The following is a 23776-nucleotide window of genomic DNA, read 5'->3' on the forward strand; positions in this document are numbered from 1 at the left end:
AGCGCGTCAGCTTGCCATACCCTGCGCAAAATCCTTGAGCGCTGTCGAGAGGTTTTGTAGATGCTGCTTGTAATCTCCTTCGGCGGTGTTGTTAGCCAGATCGATGGTCTGGCCCGACAAGTCGCGCAGGAGACGCTCTACGCTACGCATGTCGTTGGCGTTGAGGGCGTCGCGGAGTTTCTCCAGCGGTTCAGCTACCCACTGGGTGCTGACGTCGGAACGAACAATGCCAATCCAGTCCTGAATCAGGTTAACGCCCTGATCGGGGGTTGTGTCGGGTGCACCCCCGCCCAGCGTATGGAGCGTATCGGAGAGCATAGTAGCAATTTTCTGATCGTGATGTGCCATTGGGGTTGGGTTTTTAGTTTTCGGTTTTGGCCTGACCCGGTGCCCGACAGGCTGTGCCGGTTGCCAAGTAACCAGCGGCTTACGCCTGCTGCAGGTCGGTAGCAAAGGAGCGGAGCGAGTCGGCCAGCTGCCTGAGCGCATCCGCGTAGGGGCTGGCGGCCGAGCGCGACAGGTGTTCGGTCTGTTGAGCCACCCGGGTCAGCAGGTCCCGAATCCGGGATGCATCGGGTGTAATGTTGTGCAGCTCGTCGTAGAGCGCGGTAAGCGTTTCGGCGGCCGTTTCGGCGCCCTCCGTGTGTTTGAGAACCGAAATCCAGTCTTTAATCAGATCGGCGCCGGTGGCGGGTGGCAGATCGCGCTGTTGCAGCGATTGGAGCGTCCCGTCAATCATAGCCGATGGATGTGCATGTGCCATACCGTTGAATCCATTAGTTTTGGACTAGGAAAACCCGCTGTCCCGGCGATTGTTCGGTGGGTTATGTACATTTCATACTAAACCTACCTACTGAGTCTATTAATCATGGATGCAAGCCGCCTACAGCCCGAATTACGTTATCAGTTTGCCCGGAGCGGAGGAGCGGGCGGACAGAACGTTAACAAAGTGGCTACTAAAGCCGAGCTGCGGTTCAACGTTCGTACGTCGGCCCTGCTGACGGACGAGGAGCGGGCCATACTGAGTGCCAAACTAGCCGGCAAGTTAACGGCTGAGGGCGAGCTGGTGCTGACCCATCAAACCGAGCGGACGCAGCTGGCCAATCGGGAAAAAGTAACGAAGAAGTTTTACCGGCTGATCGAAAAGGCTTTTGAAGAGCCTAAACCCCGCCGGCAAACGAAGCCGTCGAAGGCCGCTGTTGCTGAGCGGATTGCGGAGAAAAAACACAAAGGCGACCTGAAAGCCAACCGAAAGCGAGTCGACTACTAGACCGGCCGTCGGCTCCGGCACAAAGAATACGTCGTGTTTGTTATGCAATTCCGTCCCTGGCTGCATCATACAATCAGGTAGCCGGGCCGCTCATGTTTCTAAAACGTTTTCGCAAAGCCAAATCCCAGACGGATCAGTACGATACCCCGGCTGGCTACATCGCGGCTTACCGGGCCACGGGCGATCTGGCTATTCTGGGCGAGCTGTATGAGCGGCATATGGATCTGGTCTACGCCGTTTGTTACAATTACCTGCGCGATGAGGAAGAGGCCAAAGATGCGGTGATGCATCTGTTCGAGCAGCTGATTACCGATCTGCTCCGGCATGACGTGCAGCAGTTTGTGCCCTGGCTCCACACGGTAGCGCGCAACTACTGCCTGATGCAGCTGCGCCGGAGTCAGGCGCACCCCAAAACGACTCTGGTCGGCCAGGACGATGCGGATGCGGATGAGCCCAGCCTGTCCGATTTTTCGGATGCCAGCCCGGAGCTGGAAGAAGACCTGACCCGCATGGAGTCCTGTCTGAAAACACTGCCCATGGAGCAGCAGACCTGTCTGACGTTATTCTACCTCGAACAGAAAAGCTATGTTGAGGTGGCCGAGCAAACGGGTTTCGATCTGAAACAGGTCAAGAGTTATTTGCAAAATGGTCGGCGAATGTTGAAAATTTGTATGAGTAAGTAAGCCATCAGCATGAACGATCAACTGACTTTCGATGAGTTACGGGCCTACCAGGCCGGACGCCTGAGTGGGTCGGCCCGCCATCGTGTGGAGCGATTACTACTCGAAGATCCGTTTTACGCCGACGCGCTGGCCGGGCTGGAGGCTATGCAGCAAACGGCCACCACCACCACGGCCGAGCAGCTTACCGACCTGCGCGATGCGCTCCACGAACGTATCCACGCATCGGCCAATAAAAAACGGCTCTGGCCGCTCTGGATCGCTACGACCACCGCTGCCATTCTGTTCATGCTGGCGATGGCCATCTATTTTATCTTCTTCCTGGCCCCCAGACGCCAACCGACCCCGCCGAAGCCCGTTCCTGTCGAGACGCACCTCCCGGCCCGCCCGCTACCGCCGGTTGTGGCCTGGCCGTTAACCTGAACGCGTTGTTTCCGTGGTCCGTGTCCTCACCCGGACTGCGCGTCCCGGACTACGCGTCCCGGTGCGGACACGGACCACATGATCGGTTTGTATCCGTGCCGATGTAGAGACGCGACCCTTCGCGTCTCATATGCGTCAGCGATACCATCCGGACAAGTGGACCCTTCGCGTCTCATACAGGATTATTTCGATTGATAGACGGGTTTGTAGGCGACGGCGTCGATGACGATTTTGGCGATGATTTCGCGCATGATCTCTGACGAGCCGCCGGCAATGGTGCCAACCCGCACATCGCGGTAGGCGCGGGCAATGGGGTAATCTTCCATGTAGCCGTAGCCGCCAAAAAACTGCAGGCAGGTGTCAACCACGCGCTTCTGAAGTTCGGATGTAGCCAGCTTGGCCATCGAGCATTCCTTGACGATTACGTCGCCCTGGGTGAAGAGCCAGCAAGTGTGGTAGACAAACTGGCGGGCCATCTCGATCTCGGTGGCTATGTTGGCAATCTGATGGCGAATGGCCTGAAAGGTGCCGATTTTCTTTCCGAAAGCTTCGCGCTCGTTGAGATACTGAAGCGTCCAGTCGAGGGCGAGCTGGGCCCCCGATACGGCTAGTATCGCAGCTACCAGCCGTTCGAGCTGGAGGCTTTCCATGAGGTAGTAAAAGCCCCGGTTCTCCTGCCCGATCAGGTTAGCAACCGGTACCCGCACGTCGTCGAAGCGGATTTCGGCGGTGTCGGACGAGTGCCAGCCGATCTTGTTGAGTTTGGTACGGGTAATGCCGGGGCTGTCGAGGTCCACGACGAGCAGGCTAATGGGATGGGTTCCTGCACCGGTCCCTTCTGCCGGATGGCCGGTTTTAACGACCAGCGTGACGAAATCGCCGTAGGTGCCGTTGCTGATGAACGTTTTGGTGCCGTTGACGATATAGGCATCGCCCGCATCGGTGCGGATCGCCGTAGTTCGGATGGCCGATACGTCCGAGCCTGCGTCGGGTTCGGTAATGGCCAGGGCGGCCACTTTCTCCCCGGCGATGGCGGGTTGCAGATAGCGCTGTTTGAGGTCGGCACTGCCAACTCTGGCAATGTGGTTGATGGCCATATACTCATGAACACTAACGGCAGTTGCGAAACCGCCCATACCGCAGCGGGCAAGCTCTTCCAGAAAAACGACGGAGTACCAGAAGTCAGCGTTTACCCCACCATATTCTTCCGGGAAAGGCAACCCCAGATAATCCAGCTCGCCCAGTCGCTGAAAAATCGACAGCGGTATCCGGCGGGCCGTCTCCCAGGCGTCGGTATGCGGAATGACCTCGTTGTCAATAAATTGTCTGACGCTCTGCCGAAACAGCTCGTGCTCGTCGCGGAAGTATAAGGAGGGTCGGTTCATAGGCTCAAGACCGGACAGCCACGCCCGGCGACACGACTGACTGGTCGGTATACCCAACCGTGGCCGTCTGGAGTAGGGAAACGTAAATCAAGACACTATTTCCTCAAAATTAACCTAAACCTTGCCCGTTCGCTAGTCAGCCATTCAGTAAGATGATCGCATGTTTTGCAAAACAATTCCCGCAGTGGGGCGTTAAGCGGTGAACTCATCATTTTTTTAAATCTATGTTTCGTTTACATTCGCTACGTGCAATTGTCCTCTCTGCTTTGTTCGCTACTACCTGTTTGTCAGCAGCTTCGGCTCAACAACGGTTTAGTGCTGGTCCGCGGGTAGGCTTGAATTTGTCTAAATTTGGCAAGGATGTCGTTGACAACAAGTTTCACCCGGGATTTACGGCGGGCGCGTTTTTGATGTACAGCTCGCTGAACCATTTCGGTATTTCGGTCGATGCTCTGTACAGCCAGCGGGGCGCTGCCTTCCGCAACCCGGATGGCTCATCGCTCAACTACAACCAGCGGGTCAACTACCTCGAAATTCCGGTGGCCCTGCGCTACTTCCTGACGCTGAACGGCAACTTCCGACCTAACGTTTTCTTCGGTCCGTCGCTGGCTTTCAAGCTGAACGCGAAGAACAACCTGGTGCCGGCGCCTAACAACGACAACTCGGCTGCGTTCAACTCGGCTGATCTGGGTCTGCTGGCTGGTTTTCAGCTCAACTGGCCGGGCTTCGGTGAGCGTCAGCGGTTCCTGATCGATGCGCGCTATACCTACGGGCTAACCGACGTAACGGCCCAGCCGATTCCGGGGGGTATCAACGGACAGAATATCAACAACTCCATGATTACCCTTACGCTGGGGTACGGGTTTGGCGTAGGACCGGAGTACCGCAGCCGGTATCGCCGTTAGGCTTAACTTGGGGCGTTTTACCAAACTTATTCAGGTATGTCTGTTCGGCTCATGGTCCGTCAATCCGTTCTGGCAACGGTTGGTTTTTTTATAGCAATGTCGGCGCTGATGGCGCAGCAGCGTTTCAGCGCTGGTCCGCGGGTGGGGGTGAACTACTCGACCTTTGCGGGCGACGCAGCGGGATATTCGTTCCGGCCGGGGCTGGTAGCCGGTGGTTTTCTGATGTACAGCTCGCTGAATCATTTCGGTATTTCAGTCGATGCCCTGTACAGTCAGAAAGGGGGTAATTATTCGGCAACGATTAACCCGCCACTGGTTGGCCCCATCACCACGACGTATAAACAGCGGGTCAACTACCTCGAAATTCCGGTAGCTCTGCGCTACTTTCTGACGCTGAGCGGCAACTTCCGGCCCAATATTTACTTCGGTCCGGCGCTGGGGTTCAAACTGAACGCGGAGCAGACCAGCAAAACGGTGCAGAACGCAGCGTTTCCGGCGGTCGATAACAGCGATCAGTTCCGGTCGGTCGATCTGGGTGGGTTGGCTGGTTTTCAGCTGAACTTTCCGGGCTTTGGCGCCCGCCAGCGGTTTCTGATTGATGCGCGTTATACTTACGGGCTCAGCGATATTACGATCGATAATAACGCTCGTATCAACAATTCGGCGTTTACGCTCACGCTCGGTTACGGGTTTGGCGTAGGTCCTGAATACCGGAGTCGATACCAGCGCAAATAAGTTTCTCAAGCCGAGTCGACGAGTAAGAAAAGCAATACAGGGCCTGTTGATGGGTAGTCACTTCATCCGAAGAAACCACCCACCAACAGGCCCTGTTGCCGTATAAACCCCGGGAGACGTGGCTAAACTTGACCGGACGGGCGCAGATTGAGGACCGCCGTGTGGGTAACGTTTCGTAATTTTGGAGCTTCACCTGCCACCAGCCATATTCCATGACCAAGCGCCGGTCCATTCTTTCTATTCTGTTCAGCGTTATTCTGTTCACGACTGCCTCTGCGCAGGCTCCCACTCCCGTTTTCCAACAACTCACCGAGCGTCAGAACCGCTGGGTCGATTCGGTCTTTGCGTCGCTGACGCCCGATGAGCGGATTGCCCAACTCATTATGGTGGCGGGCTACTCGAACCGGGGCCGGGCCAGCTACGACGATTCGCTGGTTACCCTTGTCCGGACCAACAAGCTGGGGGGTGTCGTTTTCTTTCAGGGCGGACCCGTTCGCCAGGCCAAACTAACCAACCGGCTGCAGGCCCTCTCGACGGTGCCGCTGCTGATCGCGATGGACGCCGAATGGGGACTGGCCATGCGGCTCGACAGCACCGTTCGCTACCCGTATCAGATGACGCTGGGCGCCATGCAGGGTACCGCCACCGACTCACTCATCTATCGGATGGGGGCCAACCTGGCCCGGCAGTCACGCCGGCTGGGCGTACACGTCAACTTTGCCCCATCGGTCGATGTCAACAACAATCCGAACAACCCGGTTATTAATTTCCGCTCCTTCGGTGAAGACAAATACGCCGTGACGCGTAAAGCCCTGGCCTACGTGCGTGGTATGCAGGACAACCGGCTGCTGACCAGCATCAAACACTTCCCGGGCCATGGCGACACCGGTACCGACTCACACTACGACCTGCCGCTGATCAGCAAAAGCCGCGCCCAGCTCGACTCGCTCGAACTATACCCCTTTCGGCAACTCATCAACGCCGGGGCCGCCGGGGTTATGGTGGCTCACCTGAGCATACCGGCGCTCGACACCACCCGCAACCGGCCCTCTACCTTATCGCCCGCTATCGTGACCGACCTGCTCAAGAACGAAATGGGCTTTCAGGGGCTGGTCTTTTCCGATGCCATGAACATGAAAGCCTTGACCAAGTTTTTTCCGTCGGGGCAGGCTGATCGGTACGGCATCGAAGCCGGTATGGACGTGCTGGAGTTTACCGAAGATGTACCGGCGGCCCTGCTACAGATCAAGCAGGCCGTTGCCGAGGGACGTATCTCGCAGGAGTCGCTGGACGAGCGCTGCCGGAAGGTGCTGCGGGCCAAAGCCTGGGCCGGGCTGGATCAGTACAAACCCATCGTGCTCGACAACCTGGTGCGCGACCTCAATCCGATGCAGGATGAGTTGCTCAACCGGCAGATGACCGAAGCCAGCCTGACGGTGCTCAAGAACGACCAAAATCTGTTACCACTGCAACGGCTCGATACACTCCGGATCGCATCAGTCGCCGTAGAGAGCGAAAAGATTACCGCATTTCAGCAGATGGCGGCCAACTATACGCAGGTCGATCATTTTAACATCACCTCCAAAACCCCCGATTCTACGCTGGCCCGCATGCGCGACTCGCTCCGGAACTACAACCTGTTGCTGGTCGATGTACACCTGAACAACATCCGGCCGGGCACCAACTACGGCCTGCAGGCCAAAACGGCCGGGCTGGTCAGTGAACTGGTGGCTACGGGTAAGGCGGTCGTTACGGTTTTCGGCAATGTATATGCCCTGAACAAACTGACCTTCCCGGCCGATACGGTGCAGATGAACCGCAACATCGAGCAGGCGCGGGCCATCGTGATGCCGTATCAGCTGACCAGCTATGCCGAAGACTTATCGGCTCAGCTGATTTTCGGGGCCATCGGTGCGTCGGGTAAATTACCCGTAACCGTCAACCAGCGATTCCGGGTAGGCGACGGCATTGCAGTACAGCCCATCGGCCGGATGAAATACACCATTCCCGAAGAAGTCGGTATCGACAGCCGGTTCCTGACCCGTCAGGTCGATTCGCTCGTGAACGTTGGGCTGACCCAGCGGGCTTTTCCGGGTTGTGTGGTCCAGATGGCTAAAGACGGCAAAGTGATTTTTCGCAAAGCCTACGGGAGCCATACCTACGATGCCAGTCTGGGTGCCGAACCCAAACCGGTCGACCTGAACGACCTCTTCGACATGGCTTCGGTAACCAAAGTAAGTACGTCTACCCCCGCCCTGATGCGGATGGTCGACGAAGGTAAGTTCAACGTAGACGGCAAGATGGCCGACTACCTGCCTTTCCTGAAGAAATCGAACAAGGCCAACCTCGTCTGGCGCGACGTGCTGACCCACCAGGCCCGGCTCAAAGCCTGGATTCCGTTCTGGCGCGATACCAAAAACGAAGACGGCAGCTGGAAACCCCGAACCTTCCGCAACGAGCGTTCGGCGCGGTATTCCATCGAAGTAACGGATAGCCTGTACCTGTTCAGAAACTACCCCAAAACCATTTACGAGCAGATCAGAGATTCGCCCCTCAACGAGAAGAAAGAATATGTTTACTCCGATCTGTCGTTCATCCTGTATCCGCAGGTCATTAAACGGCTAACGGGCGAGAACTTCGAAGACTACCTGAAATCGACCTTCTACAAGCCGCTGGGAGCCACCACGCTGACCTACAACCCGCGCCGGTTCTATAACCTCAACCGCATTGTACCAACCGAATACGACTCGCTCTTCCGGCAAACCCTGATCTGGGGGCGCGTGCATGATGAGGGGGCAGCCATGCTCAACGGCCTGTCGGGACACGCGGGCCTGTTTGGTACGGCCAACGACCTCATGAAGCTGGTGGAGATGTACCGTCAGCGGGGGCAGTATGCCGGTCAGCGGTTCATATCCGAGAAGACAATAGCCGAGTTTACCCGCTACCAGTTTCCGGAGCTGGGCAACCGGCGCGGGTTGGGCTTCGAAAAGCCGTCGTTCACGTTTACGGGTAATGCGCCCCGCTCAGCGACCAAAGACAGTTTTGGTCACTCGGGCTTTACAGGCACCTTTACCTGGATCGATCCAGACCCGAGCTATAACCTGAGCTATGTGTTTCTGAGCAATCGGGTTTACCCGACTCGAAACAACAATCGGATTAGCACGTTGAATACACGAACGAACGTTGCTGAAGCATTTTATCAGGCAATCAAGCGTGGTATCCAATGAAAAACTTTCTGATCCACCTGCTGAATTACGAATTGTGGGCCAATCGGCGCGTCATTCAGGCGCTCGAATCCCTCGATAAACCCCCGGCGCGGGCCGTAGCGGTGATGGGCCACATTCTGGCCGTACAACAGGTCTGGCTGGGCCGGGTCGAGCACGAAACCATTTTTGTATCGATCTGGGAAGATACGCCCGTTAGCTGGATGGAAGAAACCGCGCAGCGTCAGCATCGCAAGATTGTTAGCTATATATCGGGCCTGTCGGAGCCGGAGCTGCTGCTTCCTGTCGACTATGTGAGTACGGGCGGAGAGCCTTACAAGAGTACACTTGTCGATATTCTGACCCATATGTCGCACCATGCGGCCTACCACCGGGGGCAGGTGGTGCAGCTGATTCGCCCCATGCTTGCCGAGGCTCCCGTTACCGATTTCATCGTCTGGTCGCGCGAAGCCTGACCGGCGTCAGCCGCTTATTTCTTCCTGCACCGCTTTGTCGAGCCGGTGCTTCCTGACGTAGTCGGAGGGCGAGAGGCCGTGTAGCTGCTGAAACGCTTTCCGGAAGTACTTGATGTCTTCCAGCCCAACCAGCGCGCATACCTCCGATACCCGCAGCTGTCCTGACATAAGCAGCTGGGCCGCGCGTTTCATGCGTATGGCGTTGATAAACTCAACCGCCGACTGACCGGTAATACTTTTGATCCGGCGGTAAAAGACCGACCGGCTCATGGCCATTTCCTGAACCAGCCATTGTACCGAGAAATCGGCATCAGTGAGGTGGGTCTCGACCAGGTTCATGGCCGTTTCGAGGAACACTTTGTCGGCATCCGGAATCAGCAGTTCGGTTGGTTCGAGCAGCAGTTGCTGCTGGTAATAGTGCCGAAGTTTCAGCCGGTTCTGGACCAGCGTATTCACTTTGGCGAGTAGCAGGTCGGGGTTAAAGGGCTTGCCAACATACTCGTCGGCCCCGGTTTCGAGCCCTTCGAGTTCATGAACAGCCGCCACCCGCGCCGTTAGCAGGAGAACCGGAATGTGCATGGTTCGGGGGTGTTGCTTGATTTTTTTGCAAAACTCCAGCCCATCGCTACGCGGCATCATGATATCGCTGATGATGACATCGGGTAGTAGCCGCATGGCCTGCTCCCAGCCGTCGAGGCCATCAACAGCGGTAGATACGTCAAAGTCGGAGTCGAACAGGTGAGCCAGGTACTGCCGTACTTCATTGTTATCTTCAACGACCAGCAACCGCAGGGTACCCGCTGGCGCGATTGACTCGGAAGCGACATGACCGCTGGCCTGAGCCGGTTCGGCGGGAGCGTTCTCGGCGGTGGTAACGGGTTCGGTCGCCAGGTCAGTTTCAGGCAGGTGATCGGCCCCGAACGGTAAGCGGATCGTGAAGGTGGTGCCCTGGTTAGGCTGGCTGGTAATAGCTACGTCGCCCCCGTGTCGTTCTATAAACTGCCTGACCAGCGAGAGGCCAATGCCGGTACCTATCACCCGCATCGTATCCGTATGAGACGCCTGGTAATACACATCGAAAACGTGGTGTAACTCATCGGGCTTCATCCCGACTCCTTCATCCCGAACGGTAATGGTCAGGTAGTTAGTCTGGAGCTGACCGTTGCTGAACCGGGCGGGTTCGTCCGAGTGGCCGGTAACGCCTACCGCCAGCTCTACCCGCCTACCTGCCGGGGTGTATTTCAGCGCATTGGACAGTACATTGATAATGGCTACCTCCAGCTTGCTGCGGTCGAAGTACAGATAGATTGGGGTTTCGGGCCGGTGAAAGCTGTATCTAATGCCCTGCTCGTCGGCTTTCAGCCGGAACATCAGGAACAGTTCGGTCAAAAACGGAACCACATCCTCGCGGGCCGCCTGGAGCGGAATCTGCTGCGACTCCATCTTACGAAAGTCGAGGAGCTGGTTGATCAGCGAGAGCAGCCGGCGGGTTTGCTGATGCATCAGAAGAACCTTATCCTTCATGCCATTCAGTTTCCAGGCCGACGCGACCAGCTCTTCCATCGGGCCCAGAATGAGCGTCAGGGGTGTGCGCAGCTCGTGTGAAACGTTGGTGAAAAAGCGCAGCTTCAATTCGCTGAGTTCTTTTTCTTTTTCGTACTGAAAATGCTCGAAAGCGACCTTGTTTTTCAGCGCCTGCTGTTGCAGGACAACGCGCCGGGCCAGTAACAGCCCTCCGCCAATCAGGGTGCCATATAGCAGGTAAGCCCACCAGCTTTTCCACCAGGGTGGCAGTATACTCAGTTGCAGACTGGCCGGCTGATCGGCCCATCGGCCCTCGCCATTGTCGGCTTTGACCAGAAATGTATAGCTGCCGGGGGGCAGGTTGGCGTAGCTGGCGGTTCGCTGGCCGGGGGCTGGCCGAATCCAGGTGTCGTTATACCCGACGAGCCGGTAGGCGTAGTGGTGTTTTTTGGGATTGGCGAAGTTGAGTCCGACAAACGAGATCGAAAAATCGTTTTCGCTGGCGTTGATTTGAATAGACTGGGGCTTGTCCAGTGGTTTCTGAATCAGCACCCGCCCGTTAATCGTTTCGCCCACCGTAACGGGCCGGTTGGCCAGCGCCAGGCTGGTGATGCGAACAATGGGCGGGTATGGATTAGCCCGGATGTAGCGGGGTTTGAGGTAGGTGATGCCATTGATGCCACCAAAATAGAGGGTTTCATCGCTGGCTTTGCAGGCGGCTCCGATCTTGAAGGAGTTACTCTGCACCCCATCGGCCACGTCGTACCGCAGTACCTGCCGGGTTTGCGGATTGACGCGGATCAGGCCTTCGCTGCCGAGCCATAAATGTCCTTGGTTATCTTCCAGAATGCTTTCTACATCGCTGTTGGGTAGCCAGCTGTCGCAGCGCCGGACCTGTTCGGTGCCGCCAGATGTCGGAATAAGCTGGTGCAGCCCACCGCCAATGGTACCCACCCAGATTATACCCCGGCGGTCTTTGTGGAGTGGCCAGGTATAGTTAACGCTTAGGCTGTTTGGGTTGCGGGCGTCGTGTTTGAACTGATGCAGCAACTCGAAACCGGCCGGCAGCACCCGCAGCTTCAGCACGCCCGCATCCCGGGTGCTGGCCCAGAGTACGCTGGTGGCGTGGTCGTAAAGCAGAAACGTGAACCGGTCGGTGGGGAGGGGGCTGTTGCGGGGCGTGTAGGTAGCCAGTACCCGCCCATTGCGGTCCATCCGGATCAGACCGCCAATAAACGACGCCATCCAGAGGGTGCCGTACCGATCTTCCCGAATGCTTTCGAGGTGTTTGAAGGGCCCGCTGTCGTAGGGGTAGGTTGTCAGCACATCGCGGCCATTGCGTCGGCGGAGCGAGATCATACCGTCGTAGCGGGTGCCGAACCAGCGCGTACTGTCTGAGGCCTGAAAGATGCAGGAAACGTCCATGCCGGTCACGTTACCGGGCAGCTGGCGGCTGAAATAATTGGTGTAGGTTTTCTGGCTGAGGTCGTAACTGGAGAAGCCGTTTCGGGTAGCAATCCAGAGCAGGTTTCGGGCGTCTTCGTGGTAAACTGCGTTGATGTAGTTGTTGGGCAGGGTTGGCTGCTGACTCGTTTGCCGGCGCAGGTGGCCGAAGGGTTTTTGCCGAAGGTCGATCTTGTTAAGCCCCCCGGCCGACGCAGCCAGCCACAGCACCTGGAATCGGTCTTCGAGTATGCAGTGAACGCGCCCGGAGTTGATGCTGTTCGGATCGCTGTCGAGCGGCAGATACGTTGTCAGTTTACCCGTAATGATGGGCTTCTGGCCGTCTGCCGTCCGGATCGGCAGCACCGACAGGCCGAAGTCAGTACCGACCCAAAGCCGGTCGAACGAATCGCGGTACAGGTAATCGATACTCCGGAAGGTGGGGGGCAGTATATGCGCATCGGCTACCTGCCGGTTCTGTAGTTGCCGGGCCGATACCCACATAATACGGCTGCTGGTGCCGATCCAGAGGTCGCCCCGCCGGTCGAGCGAGAGAGCCAGCAGCTGAGCATTGGTATACGAAGCTGCGCGCCGGGCCGATGGGGTAGGCCCGCTGGCGTCGGCCAGGAAAAGACCTTCGTTGAAGGTGGCGATCCAGACGTTGCCCGACCGATCAATTACCAGATCCATAATCTCGCACTGGGCGCCCGGGCCGATAGCCAGCTGAACCCGCTTCAGCGACTGCAACTGTCCCTGCGCGTCTGCCCGGAGCAGAAACAGGCCGTGGTAGCGTGTGCCGGCCCAAACCTGTCCCTGCTGGTCGGTCGCTATGGTCGATATATCGGCTTGGGTCAGTGTCTGGAGCAGTGCCCGGTCGGCTGCGCCCAGGTGGGTACCCGTCAACCGGACAAAGCGGTCCTGGTTGGGGTTGTATACGTTTAGGCCACCGCCTTCAGTACCGGCCCACAGTGTACCCTGCCGACTTACGTGCAGGGTACGGACCCGGTTGTTAGATAACCCATTGTCGTTGTCGATAGGAAGCAGGTAGGGTTTCAGCTCGTAGCCGTCGTAGCGATTGATGCCTTTATTAGTGCCTACCCAGATAAAGCCGTCCCGGTCCTGCACAACGGCCATGGCATCGCTGTGCGATAGCCCCTCGTTGACCGTCAGGTGCTCGAACCGAAACTGACTTGGGTCGGCCTGCGCCCGGAGAATAGCTGGCAAGGCTATCATCAGGAGGAGCGAGAGGAGAAAAAAGTGTTTCATGTCGTTGATCAGTAGACCGGCCCGTACTGAATACAACGTGAAAAATACATACTTTTTACCACATTATCACAACCGTCTCTTCGAAAGGTTTCTGCACCGATTCCGTGCGGGTACGGCCTAATCAAACCGCATCTGGCCAGTTTGTCCCCTCTTTTTGGCCATTTACGCCCCCTGTTATTGTGTTTTGCCAATATAAGTTTGCACCGTGTTTAACGGGCAAGCCAAATCGGGTCTGGAAGACAGGGGGCTGACACTCCGGTACTGGTGAGGAACGGTCAGCTCGCTCTGGCTACGTACAAGCTGGTTCGGCCGGGCGGCAGACCAGTGGGGAGCCTGCCGGGTAGGCTCGTCTCAGGGCAGACCGGGCACCGTAAAATCATCTATCATTTGCATAACTATGACTATTTCAGGAACCCCCGCAATGTGGTCAATTTGCATCATTCTGGTAAATAATTGACCATAAGGTGTAGTCATACCTGGCCAGGTTCCTGTGTTTAGCCTGCGACCTCATCTCAATAAACAGTCGTATTCTCCCAAATTCAATGATGAACAAATTACTTCTTACCGGCTTATTGTGTCTGAGCGTGGTAGTCACAACAGTAGCTCAGGCGCTCACTGTCAGAGGCAGAATTATCGACGCCGACCGAAAAGGGATACCCGGCGTCAACGTACTGGTGAAAGGAACATCGCGCGGCACGACAACTACCGCCGATGGTGATTTCAGTCTCCAGGCCGATGCGAAAGACCGGCTCGTGATCAGCTACCTGGGCTATGCCACGCAGGAAGTAGCGGTCAACAACCAAACCCAGCTGGAGGTGACGCTGGCCGAAGACAACAAGATGCTGAACGAGGTCGTGGTTGTTGGGTACGGCGAAACTAAACGGCGCGACCTGGTCAGCTCGGTAGCATCGATTTCGGGTCAGGAAATCAACGAGTTTAAAACGGGTAATGCGGCTACCGCTATTCAGGGTAAGCTGCCGGGTGTGCGCGTGGTGACGCCCAGCGGTGGTCCCGGTGCCCAGCCTACGATTTATATCCGGGGGGTGTCGTCTTTGCAGGGCGGTACCTCTCCGCTGCTGGTGGTAGACGGGGTGCCCATCTACTCGGGGGGGCTAAACTCCATCAACCCGAACGACATTGCCAGCCTCGACGTACTGAAAGATGCGTCGGCAGCGGCTATCTACGGGGCCAAAGCCTCGGGGGGCGTTATCGTAATCACGACCAAGCGGGGTAAAATCAACTCCGGCCGACTCGATGTCGATGTAAACGTGCAGGCGCAGCAGTTGCAGCGTCCGTACCAGATGGCCAGCTCCGACGAGTACGTACAGTTTCAGCGGCTGAAGAACCCCAGCTTTTTCAACCCAGCGCCATCGGGTCAGAGTCTGACCAACAACACTGACTGGTGGGGAGCAGTGATCCGGCCGTCATCGCCGGTGTACAATGCCAATATTTCCTACACCGGTGGTAGCAACAAAAGCACCTACGCGGCCACGCTGGGCTACTTCCGGCAGGAGTCGCAGGCGCAGTTCGGCTACTGGCAGCGGGTCAACGCCCGCTTCAACGGCGACTTTGGTGTAACCGACTGGCTGAAGTTTGGCGTTGTCTTTGCCCCGCGGCTGGAAGACTGGAAAAACTACGCCGTATCGGATTTCCTGGGTCTGCTCGGCACCGACCCAACCACGGCGGTTCGGCGGGGTGATCTGAATCATATTCCCGCAGCCGACCGGAGCCAGTACGATCTGGAGTGGAGTGGCTGGGGATATCCGTACGCCCGCCCTTCCAACAACCCGGTCAACTATTACCTGGAGATGAAACGGGCGCAGCTGGGGCTGAACCGCGTTTATGGGATTCAGAGCAACGCCTACCTGGAAATCAAACCGGCCAAAGGCTTCACCTTTACGAGTAAAGTGGGAGGGAACGTCGATACCTACAACTACCAGAACTTCTCGCCCAAGTTTTATCTCGATCCGCAGAACTTCACGAACCTGGTCAGCGCGTCGTCGAGCTTCAATACCAATTATTCCTGGTCGTGGTTCAACACCCTCGGTTACGCCAACACGTTCAACGGGATTCATAACCTGAAGGCGCTGGTCGGTCAGGAGGCACAGTACATCGATGGCTATTACGGATCGGCTACGCGCTACTCCTCCCAGGGAACGAACGATCCGCTCTTCAACTCCATCGACAACCTGGTGTCAGACCGGTCGCCGGAGCAGATCAACCGGCAGTATCCGGGTACGGGGGGCGGTACAACGGACATTAATCGGCGCGAAGCGATCTCGTCGCTGCTGGGGCGGCTGGAGTATAACTACGACAATAAGTACTACTTCACGGGTAACGTTCGGCGCGACGGCAACTCCAAGTTTACCCGCGCCAACCAGTACGCGCTGTTCCCGTCGGCGTCTGTAGGCTGGCGGCTCAGCCAGGAGGGCTTCCTGAAAAACAACAAGCTGGTCAACGACCTGTTCCTGAAAGTGCGCTGGGGGCAGCGCGGCAACAGCAACGCCATTCCGCCAACGGCTACCTACGACATTGCCAAGGTCGACTGGCCCTATGCGTTTGGCGGCACAACCGTTTACAGCACCGGGCCCTGGCTGTCGGGCAATCCTAACCTGCAGTGGGAGGTCGACGAAGATTTCAGCATCGGTCTCGACGCTACAGCGCTGGATAACAAGGTGAGCGTCAACCTCGAATATTTCGACAACAACGCCCGCAAACTCCTGCTCAACGCGCCCATCCAGCTCAGCTACGGCACGCAGTACGGCTGGGGCAACAGCCAGTGGCTGAACGCCGGGGCCCTGCGCAACCGGGGCTGGGAGGCTACCATCAACTACGGCGACAAGAAGGGCGACTTCGGCTATAACGCCAGCCTGATCTTCAGCCACGTAAAAACGACGGTACGTCAGCTGTACGGTACGTTGGCCTACCTCGACGGCGGTGGCAACGACTACCGCGAAGCCGAGCGCTTTGGGACCATCTCCCGCACCTATGCCGGTGGTATTCTGGGCGCTTTCTATGGCTACAAAGCCGATGGTATTTTCCGGAACCAGGAAGAAGTGGATGCATACCGGGGCCCCGACGGACGACCCATCCAGTCCGATGCCAAACCCGGTGATCTGCGTTTTGCCGACGTGAACGGCGATGGCGTCATCAACAGCGACGACCGTACCATCATCGGCAACCCCTACCCGGATCTGACGGCTAACTTCAACCTGCGGCTGAGCTACAAACGCTTCGACCTGACGGCCGACATGTATGGCGTCTTTGGGCAGGACGTGTTCAATACCGTGAAGCGCTACTTCACCCTGGGCGATTACTTCTCGAACGTACAGGCGGGGTCGTACAACAACGTATGGCGGCCCGACAACCAGGACGCGCCCAACCCGAACCCCAACGCTACGGCGGGTAATTTTCAGTCGTCGAGCTACTACGTCGAGAAAGGCTCGTTCGTTCGGGGGCGTAACTTCGTCTTTGGCTACAACCTGCCCGACAACCTGATCAAAGGCATTCGGGCCTGCCGGGTATACGTGGGCGCGCAGAACCTGTTCACCATCACCAACTATACAGGGGTTAACCCGGAGGTGCAATCGAACAGCGGCAACGGCACCACGCCCCAGCTCGGCATCGGCATCGATCACGCCCAGTATCCAGTATCCCGCAACCTGCAGGTTGGTTTAAACCTGTCTTTCTAACCGTCTTCGCAGCAACTCCATATGAATACAATGCGGCTTTTTCAAACGTCAATCATAGCGGCTGCGCTGTCGCTCAGCGCTATCGGTTGTAAAGAAAGTTTTACCGATCTACCCCTCAACGGTATCCAGACCGTCGAGAACCTGAAGGTGTTCGACACGCCGGAGGGTACCGTCAACTACGTAAATTCCTGCTACAGCGCCCTGAACTGGGACGACTGGTGGCAGGTGCAATTCCGGCGGATGGTCTTCGAATCGGCCACGGACGATGGCTGGCTGGGAAATACGGACCAGTGGGGCAATGCCGCGGGCGATTTGCCCGTGGCCCACTTTCAGGGACTGAGTCCGAACGATGGTAACACCGAAAACTACTGGACCTTCAATTACTTTGGCGTGCAGCGGGCCAATGTGGGTATCGAGCGGGTGGCTACGGCGCCCGTCAATGACGCGCTGCGGAAACGGCTGGTGGCCGAAATGAAGTTTCTGCGCGGCTGGTTCTACTTCGAACTGGTCAAGAACTGGGGTGATGTGCCGCTGTATACCGTTCCCCGAACGGCCAATGATACGCCGGTAGCCCGTACGCCCAAAGCACAGGTTTATGAGCAGATCATGAAAGATTTTCAGGAAGCGGCCCAGGATCTGCCCCAGCGTAAAGATTATACCGGGCTCGACAAAAGCCGGGCCTCGAAAGGGGCCGCGCTGGCGTTTCTGGCTAAGGCGGCCTTGTGGGCCGAGAAATACGACGTAGCCGAGCAGGTGGCCAAACAGCTGATGGATCTCAACGAGTACTCGCTGGAGCCGGAGTTTGGCAACATCTTTCAGGCCAATTATTACAACGGTCCCGAGTCGATCTTCGAGATCAGCTCCAGCGTACTTAACGGCAACGTACGGGGCGTTACGGCGGGCTCCCGCAATGACGGCGGCTGGGGCTGGAACGTACCCAGCAGCAACCTGGAGAGTGCTTTCCTGGCCGAAAACGACACGGTTCGGCTGACCCGTACCATCATCAAACACGGACAGCGGGTATGGGGCGATCCGGCCGCTTCGGGAACGGGTATCTTCGACGCCCGGCCGAGCGGCAACAAGTCGGGTCGGATATGGCGTAAGTTCTACGTGCCGCGGGGCAAACGGATTGTGCCGAACCAGAGCTACCAGTCCGTCTGGGTACCGGTACCGTATATCTTTATCCGCTACGGTGAGGTGATGCTGATCTACGCCGAAGCGTCGGCCCGGCAGGGGAAAGCTGCCCAGGCCCTCGACGCCCTGAACGCTGTTCGTCGACGGGCGAAACTACCCGTCAGAACCGGTCTCTCGGGCGACGCCCTGACCGATGCTGTCATCGCCGAACGGCGGCTCGAACTGGCGGGTGAGCTGAGCTTCCGCTGGGATGACCTGCGTCGGGTGCGGAAAAACGGGAAACTGCTGATTACGTCGGTACTGGGCCCCAACGGCAGCTTTGTGCGCTACAACGCTACCAGCAAAGACCCGTTCGAAACGGCTACCAATACCGAGCCCCAGAATAAAGGCACTCTGTTCAGAGAAGGCGTGAACGAGTTGCTGCCCATTCCGGCGCGCGAGGTCAACGCATCAAACGGAGTGGTGACTCAGAATCCGGGCTATTAACCAGTAAGGCCGGGCAGGTGATGGCTGACAGCGCTCATCTGCCCGGTTTTTATCTTTTCTCTGATCTGTCTGTGACGATCGTAACCTAATGAACAAACTGCTTATCTATACATCGGCTCTGCTACTATCATGTTCCAAAGGGGGCGTTGTACCGGCTTTGCCGCCTGCCCAGCCGGAGCCCGCCAAAAAGGCCGTTATTGCGCTCAACAGTGAGTTTCAGACCATCCACAGCTTTGGCGCGTCGGATTGCTGGTCGGCGAAATTTATCGGTAAATGGGCCGACGAAGCCAAAAAAAACCAGATTGCTGACCTGCTGTTCAGCCTCGATACGCTTCCCAGTGGGCAACCCAAAGGAATCGGGCTGTCGCTATGGCGTATGAACATCGGAGCCGGGAGCTTCGAGCAGGGAGCCGCCAGCAACATTACCGACGAATGGCGCCGGGAAGAATGTTTTCAGAACGCGCAGGGCCAGTACGACTGGAGCAAACAGGCCGGTAGCCAGTGGTTTCTGAAGGCGGCCCGGCAGCGTGGAGTACCGTATACGCTCGGGTTCAGCATCTCACCGCCCGTTCACATGACTGTGAACGGAAAAGCTTTTTCGCCCGGCGGAGGTTCGCTGAACCTGAAAGCCGACCGTATGGCCGACTTCGCTGATTTTCTGGTGGAGGTCTGCCGGCATTTTGAGTTCACCTACCTCAGCCCAATTAACGAACCGCAGTGGGATTGGAAAGCAGGCAACGACGGCAAGGCCTCGCAGGAGGGGTCGCCCGCACAGAACAGCGAGCTGCTGGCCGTCAGCAAGGCCCTGTCTGACAAACTGGTCGCGACGGGAAGCAAAACAACCATTGTAACGGGCGAAGCTGGTCAGATCGACTACCTCTACCAGCGGGCCGAGTCGGGTCGGGGCAATCAGCTGGTGCAGCTGTTCGGCACCAGCGGCCCGTCGCTGGCGAACCTGCCCAAAACCGAGCGAGTACTGGCCTATCACAGCTATTTCAGCACCTGCGACGACGCCAATCTGGTCAACAGCCGCCAAACAGCGGTACAGGCCGCCCGGGCTGCCGGGAACACGGCACTCTGGCAGAGTGAGTTCGGCATTCTGGGCGATATCTGCGGGAAGTACAATGGCTATCCACGTAATACTGGTATCGATTATGGCCTGTACGTAGCCAAGGTTATTCATAATGATCTGGCGGTTGCCAACGTAACGTCGTGGCAGTGGTGGCTGGCTATCAACCCCTACGATTACAGCGACGGGCTGGTCTACATCAACGGCCTCGACGGTCAGTATAAAGATCATAACAACGCGCGCGAGTCGGGCCAGGTCATCGATTCGAAGCAGCTGTGGGCTTTCGGCAACTATGCGCGGTTTATCCGGCCGGGTATGAAGCGGGTGAATGTGCAGATCGAAAACAACCCGGATCCGGTTGCGCAGGCGGGTAGCTACATGTTATCGGCCTATAAAGACGAAACCAGCCGGAAAATTGTGCTGGTTGCCGTCAACATGAGCGATCAGGCGGTGTCGCTGCCGCTCTCGGGCCTGTCGGTAGCGAACAACCGGTTTACGACCTATACCACCAGTCAGGTCAAAAGCCTGGCCCGCGCCACCGCTGCTGCCGATGTGATTCAGATGGAGCCTAAATCCATAATGACCCTGGTCGGCACGTATAACTAAGCAACGGTATGCGTACTGGCTGGTTTTCGTGGCTGTATGTGCTGGTCGGCTTCAGCAGCGGGTGCGCGCCGGATTCGGACACCGCCAGCCGGTTCGTGGTGTTGTCGCCCGCTAAAACGGGGGTTCACTTTGCCAATCAGATTACCGAAACCGATTCGGTGAATCTGGTGGTGAACGAATACACCTACATGGGCGGGGGCGTGGGCGTCGGTGATTTCAACCGCGACGGCTTACCCGATCTGTTCTTTACCGGCAATCAGGTCAGCAGCCAGCTGTATCTGAACCGGGGGGGCTTCCGGTTCGAGGAGGTGACGAAGCGGGCTGGACTGCAAACCCGCAGCTGGTGTACCGGGGTTAGCGTGACCGATATCAACCAGGACGGCTGGCCCGATCTGTATGTCTGCACAGCCGGTGCTGACCAAACCCATCACAACCTTCTTTTTGTCAATAATGGCCGGATCGAACCCGGCGGTGTACCTACTTTTACCGAGTCGGCTGTGGCCTATGGGCTGGCCGACTCGGGCTTTTCGACCCAGGCCGCTTTTCTGGACTACGACAAAGACGGGGATCTGGACATGTACCTGCTGCGGCATAAAACCGGGGCCGAAAACCCGAACGACATCCGCCCCAACACCATCGACCCCGCCGACCCCTCGGCCGACCGGCTATTCCGTAACGAAGGGACGGCTCCGGGCACTCTTGCCCGGGGTGGTGCCCATCCGGTATTTCGGGACGTATCGGTCCGGGCGGGGATACAGGGCGGGGGCTACGGGCTTGGCATCGTGGTAACCGACCTCAACCAGGACGGCTGGCCCGATCTGTACATCGGTAATGACTACCTCGGCAATGATTTCCTATGGCTCAACAACCAGGACGGCACGTTCTCCAATACGGCCCCGACCAGCCTGCGCCATCAGAGCTACTCGACTATGGGCACCGATGCCGCCGATCTTAACAACGACGGTCGGCCGGATCTGGTCACGCTCGATATGATGCCGGCTACCAATGAGCGCAAAAAAATGATGTTCTCGTTTCTGAGTTTCGAGCGTCACGAGCTGGAACGGCGGGCCGGATACGCGCCTGAATTCATGCGTAATATGCTCCAGCTGAACATAGGCGCCCAAAACCAGGCCCGAAAGCAGGTGCCGCTTTTTGCGGAAGTGGGGCAACTGGCGGGCGTTGCCGAAACGGATTGGAGCTGGAGCGTACTGCTGGCCGACTTCGATAACGACGGCGCCAAAGACGTTTACATTACCAGCGGTATGGGCCGTGACCTGATCAACGCCGATTTTGTACAGTACCGCGCCGACATCCCCGACGATCCGCAGACGGGTGCTATGGGGCGACAGCGGGCCGTCCGGCAACGACTGGCCGAACTGGGCGAGGTGCCGCTGCCCAATCATTTCTACCGCAACCGCGGAGCAGCGGGCGGCAGTACGCCCCGGTTCGACGACGAATCGGACCGGATACGCGGTGCCGAACCGGCCCTGTCGAACGGAGCCGCTTATGCCGACCTCGATAATGACGGCGATCTGGACCTGATTGTCAGCACGCTCAACAAACCGGCGTCTATCCTGGAGAATACAGCCCCGCCGGCCGATGCGCACGCCATTACGCTGAGGCTCGAGGGGCAGCACCCCAACCGGCAGGGCATCGGCGCTACGGTGCGGGCCTATGTGGGCGGGCAACTGCAAACGCTGGAGCAACATCCTGTACGGGGCTTTCTGTCGACGGTCGACGATCGGCTGCACATCGGGCTGGGCCGCGCTACTCAGCTCGACTCGCTGGTCGTTACCTGGCCCGACGATCGGCAGCAGACCCTTCGCTACCTGCGCGCCGACAGCGTATATACCCTCCGGCAGGCCAGTGCAACCGCCCGGCCACCTGCCGGTCTGGAGCCTGCTGTACCCTGGCTGACCGACGTGACCGACCAGTTGGGCGTGGGGTACCGGCACCAGGAGACTTTCTTTAACGACTACTCGTTTCAGCGACTGCTGCCCCGCCGGTACTCGCAGCCCGGCCCCTATCTGGCCACCGCCGATCTCAATGCTGACGGGCGTACCGATTTTTATGTGGGGGGCGCTTTTCGGCAGGTGGGTCAGCTGGGCATTCAGCGGTCCGATGGTCGCTTTGCGTTACAGCCATTGCTAACCGGATTGAAGCTCGAAGAAGATACCGACTGCCTGTTTCTGGACGCTGACGGCGATACCGACCTCGATCTGCTCGTGACGAGTGGCAGCGTAGAATTCGCCCCCGACTCTCCGCATTATAAACCCCGGCTGTACCGGAATACGGGTTCGCTCCGGTCACCCCGGTTCGTACTGGATTCTACGGCTTTTCCGGCTAGTGTGCGCGTTAGTGCGGGTTGTGCGGTAGCTGCCGATTTCGACGCTGATGGAAAAACAGACCTGTTTCTGGGGGGGCGTATTGTACCAACCCGCTATCCCGAAGCGCCCCGCAGTTATCTGCTGCGAAATACCGGCCTGGCAGGTCAGTCGGCCCGTTTTGAAGACGTTACGGCCCGGCTGGCCCCTGCGCTGGTCGCGCCCGGTATGGTTACGTCGGCGGTCTGGACCGATACGAACCAGGACCACCGCCCCGACCTCGTCCTGGCGGGAGAGTGGATGCCGGTTCGGGTATTGGTGCAAACGCAACAGGGGACCTTTCAGGATACGGGCGCGGGCAGAAACGGACTAGCCGCCAGTGCGGGCTTCTGGCGTCGGCTGGCCGCTGCCGACCTGGATGGGGATGGCGATGCGGATATCCTGGCCGGGAATATGGGGCTCAATCACTCGCTCCATGTGACGGCCCGGCAACCAGCCTGGCTCTATGCCGCGGACTATGACGATAACGGGACCATAGACCCAATCCTCTGCCACTACATCCGCCACAGCAACGGCGCGTATACCCTTAGTTCGGCCCTCACCCGAAATCAATGGGCCGCCCACATGCCCGCCATCCGGCAGCGTTTCCCCGACAACAGCAGCTATGCGATGGCTTCGCTGGAGACCATCCTTCCCGAATCCATGCGTATGCGGGCGCGGGTACTGCGTTGCGAAGAAACCCGGACGGGCTATTTCGAGAACCGCGGCAACGGACGGTTTACGTTCCATCCGCTACCCGACGAGGCCCAGTGGGCACCCGTTAACGCCCTGCTGGTAGCCGACCTGACCGCTGATCAGATTCCGGATGTGTTGCTGGCGGGTAACGATTACCAGACGGAGGTAACCCAGGGGCAGCAGGATGCTTTGTATGGGCTGTTGCTGGCTGGGCAGGGGCGGGGCCGGTACGCGGCTGTATCGGCCCGGCGCAGTGGTCTCCGACTGCCGGGCGAGGTGACCGACCTGAAACTGGTTCAGATGCGTGGCCAGCAGGCGGTACTGGTGGCTACCAACAACGACCGGCTGCGCGTTCTTCGGGTTCGGCCCTAAGGGGAGCAGCAGGTCGGCCCGGCTACGGTCAGTAAAATCATAATATTC

General features: G+C 58.0%; 15 protein-coding genes. 11 read left to right on the forward strand and 4 right to left on the reverse strand.

The features are described 5' to 3' along the window. Positions 1–6: 6 nt before the first annotated feature. Both FBR45_RS18450 and FBR45_RS18455 read right to left on the reverse strand, forming a co-directional pair. Positions 7–348 (reverse strand): hypothetical protein, encoded by a 342-nt coding sequence (locus FBR45_RS18450; RefSeq protein WP_138504989.1) that lies wholly within the window; start codon positions 346–348, stop codon positions 7–9. Positions 349–427: 79 nt separating this feature from the next. Continuing rightward, positions 428–763 carry a hypothetical protein gene (locus FBR45_RS18455; protein WP_138504991.1) on the reverse strand — a complete coding sequence of 112 codons (336 nt, stop codon included), beginning with the start codon at positions 761–763 and terminating at the stop codon, positions 428–430. A 105-nt stretch (positions 764–868) separates the two neighbouring features. Between FBR45_RS18455 and arfB the strand changes: the two genes are divergently transcribed. The 3 genes from arfB to FBR45_RS18470 all read left to right on the forward strand — a co-directional run bounded on the left by arfB (position 869) and on the right by FBR45_RS18470 (position 2373). After that, positions 869–1270, forward strand: coding sequence for an alternative ribosome rescue aminoacyl-tRNA hydrolase ArfB (arfB, locus tag FBR45_RS18460; RefSeq protein WP_138504993.1), 402 nt, complete (start codon positions 869–871; stop codon positions 1268–1270). A gap of 92 nt (positions 1271–1362) precedes the next feature. Next, complete coding sequence (locus tag FBR45_RS18465) at positions 1363–1953, forward strand: RNA polymerase sigma factor (RefSeq protein WP_138504995.1); 591 nt, start codon at positions 1363–1365, stop codon at positions 1951–1953. Between the two features lie 9 nt (positions 1954–1962). After that, complete coding sequence (locus tag FBR45_RS18470; RefSeq protein WP_246082298.1) at positions 1963–2373, forward strand: hypothetical protein; 411 nt, start codon at positions 1963–1965, stop codon at positions 2371–2373. Between the two features lie 182 nt (positions 2374–2555). Here FBR45_RS18470 and FBR45_RS18475 read toward each other — a convergent pair whose 3' ends face one another. Beyond that, on the reverse strand, positions 2556–3758 hold the full coding sequence (locus tag FBR45_RS18475; protein WP_138504997.1) for an acyl-CoA dehydrogenase family protein: 1203 nt from the start codon (positions 3756–3758) through the stop codon (positions 2556–2558). A gap of 224 nt (positions 3759–3982) precedes the next feature. Between FBR45_RS18475 and FBR45_RS18480 the strand changes: the two genes are divergently transcribed. The 4 genes from FBR45_RS18480 to FBR45_RS18495 all read left to right on the forward strand — a co-directional run bounded on the left by FBR45_RS18480 (position 3983) and on the right by FBR45_RS18495 (position 9077). Continuing rightward, positions 3983–4663 (forward strand): porin family protein, encoded by a 681-nt coding sequence (locus FBR45_RS18480; RefSeq protein ID WP_138504999.1) that lies wholly within the window; start codon positions 3983–3985, stop codon positions 4661–4663. 36 nt (positions 4664–4699) lie between these two features. Beyond that, positions 4700–5398 (forward strand): porin family protein, encoded by a 699-nt coding sequence (locus FBR45_RS18485; protein WP_138505001.1) that lies wholly within the window; start codon positions 4700–4702, stop codon positions 5396–5398. Positions 5399–5610: 212 nt separating this feature from the next. Continuing rightward, a complete protein-coding gene (locus FBR45_RS18490; RefSeq protein ID WP_138505003.1) occupies positions 5611–8625 on the forward strand; it encodes a glycoside hydrolase family 3 N-terminal domain-containing protein in 3015 nt (1004 codons plus the stop codon). Next, on the forward strand, positions 8622–9077 hold the full coding sequence (locus tag FBR45_RS18495; protein WP_138505005.1) for a DinB family protein: 456 nt from the start codon (positions 8622–8624) through the stop codon (positions 9075–9077). The genes FBR45_RS18490 and FBR45_RS18495 overlap by 4 nt, the downstream gene beginning before the upstream one ends. Positions 9078–9083: 6 nt before the next feature. Here the strand turns inward: FBR45_RS18495 and FBR45_RS18500 are convergent, their stop codons facing one another. Continuing rightward, positions 9084–13310, reverse strand: a complete 4227-nt coding sequence (locus FBR45_RS18500; protein WP_138505007.1) for a hybrid sensor histidine kinase/response regulator transcription factor — start codon at positions 13308–13310, stop codon at positions 9084–9086. 542 nt (positions 13311–13852) lie between these two features. Between FBR45_RS18500 and FBR45_RS18505 the strand changes: the two genes are divergently transcribed. The 4 genes from FBR45_RS18505 to FBR45_RS18520 all read left to right on the forward strand — a co-directional run bounded on the left by FBR45_RS18505 (position 13853) and on the right by FBR45_RS18520 (position 23728). After that, complete coding sequence (locus FBR45_RS18505; protein WP_138505009.1) at positions 13853–17002, forward strand: SusC/RagA family TonB-linked outer membrane protein; 3150 nt, start codon at positions 13853–13855, stop codon at positions 17000–17002. Between the two features lie 30 nt (positions 17003–17032). After that, positions 17033–18622, forward strand: a complete 1590-nt coding sequence (locus tag FBR45_RS18510; protein WP_171044919.1) for a RagB/SusD family nutrient uptake outer membrane protein — start codon at positions 17033–17035, stop codon at positions 18620–18622. Between the two features lie 88 nt (positions 18623–18710). Further along, positions 18711–20297: a glycoside hydrolase gene (locus FBR45_RS18515; RefSeq protein WP_138505013.1), complete on the forward strand. Its 1587-nt coding sequence runs from the start codon at positions 18711–18713 to the stop codon at positions 20295–20297. A gap of 8 nt (positions 20298–20305) precedes the next feature. Then, complete coding sequence (locus FBR45_RS18520; protein ID WP_138505015.1) at positions 20306–23728, forward strand: VCBS repeat-containing protein; 3423 nt, start codon at positions 20306–20308, stop codon at positions 23726–23728. Positions 23729–23776 lie beyond the last annotated feature (48 nt).

The sequence above is a fragment of the Spirosoma lacussanchae genome (assembly GCF_005870035.1).
Classification (GTDB): domain Bacteria; phylum Bacteroidota; class Bacteroidia; order Cytophagales; family Spirosomataceae; genus Spirosoma; species Spirosoma lacussanchae.

Excerpts from the sequence above, each read along its gene's own strand:
- FBR45_RS18490 (WP_138505003.1), top strand. The coding sequence starts at position 5,611 with ATGACCAAGCGCCGGTCCATTCTTTCTATTCTGTTCAGCGTTATTCTG.
- FBR45_RS18500 (WP_138505007.1), bottom strand. The coding sequence starts at position 13,310 with ATGAAACACTTTTTTCTCCTCTCGCTCCTCCTGATGATAGCCTTGCCA.
- FBR45_RS18470 (WP_246082298.1), top strand. The coding sequence starts at position 1,963 with ATGAACGATCAACTGACTTTCGATGAGTTACGGGCCTACCAGGCCGGA.
- FBR45_RS18450 (WP_138504989.1), bottom strand. The coding sequence starts at position 348 with ATGGCACATCACGATCAGAAAATTGCTACTATGCTCTCCGATACGCTC.
- FBR45_RS18510 (WP_171044919.1), top strand. The coding sequence starts at position 17,033 with ATGCGGCTTTTTCAAACGTCAATCATAGCGGCTGCGCTGTCGCTCAGC.
- FBR45_RS18485 (WP_138505001.1), top strand. The coding sequence starts at position 4,700 with ATGTCTGTTCGGCTCATGGTCCGTCAATCCGTTCTGGCAACGGTTGGT.
- FBR45_RS18495 (WP_138505005.1), top strand. The coding sequence starts at position 8,622 with ATGAAAAACTTTCTGATCCACCTGCTGAATTACGAATTGTGGGCCAAT.
- FBR45_RS18505 (WP_138505009.1), top strand. The coding sequence starts at position 13,853 with ATGATGAACAAATTACTTCTTACCGGCTTATTGTGTCTGAGCGTGGTA.
- arfB (WP_138504993.1), top strand. The coding sequence starts at position 869 with ATGGATGCAAGCCGCCTACAGCCCGAATTACGTTATCAGTTTGCCCGG.
- FBR45_RS18465 (WP_138504995.1), top strand. The coding sequence starts at position 1,363 with ATGTTTCTAAAACGTTTTCGCAAAGCCAAATCCCAGACGGATCAGTAC.
- FBR45_RS18455 (WP_138504991.1), bottom strand. The coding sequence starts at position 763 with ATGGCACATGCACATCCATCGGCTATGATTGACGGGACGCTCCAATCG.
- FBR45_RS18520 (WP_138505015.1), top strand. The coding sequence starts at position 20,306 with ATGCGTACTGGCTGGTTTTCGTGGCTGTATGTGCTGGTCGGCTTCAGC.
- FBR45_RS18515 (WP_138505013.1), top strand. The coding sequence starts at position 18,711 with ATGAACAAACTGCTTATCTATACATCGGCTCTGCTACTATCATGTTCC.
- FBR45_RS18475 (WP_138504997.1), bottom strand. The coding sequence starts at position 3,758 with ATGAACCGACCCTCCTTATACTTCCGCGACGAGCACGAGCTGTTTCGG.
- FBR45_RS18480 (WP_138504999.1), top strand. The coding sequence starts at position 3,983 with ATGTTTCGTTTACATTCGCTACGTGCAATTGTCCTCTCTGCTTTGTTC.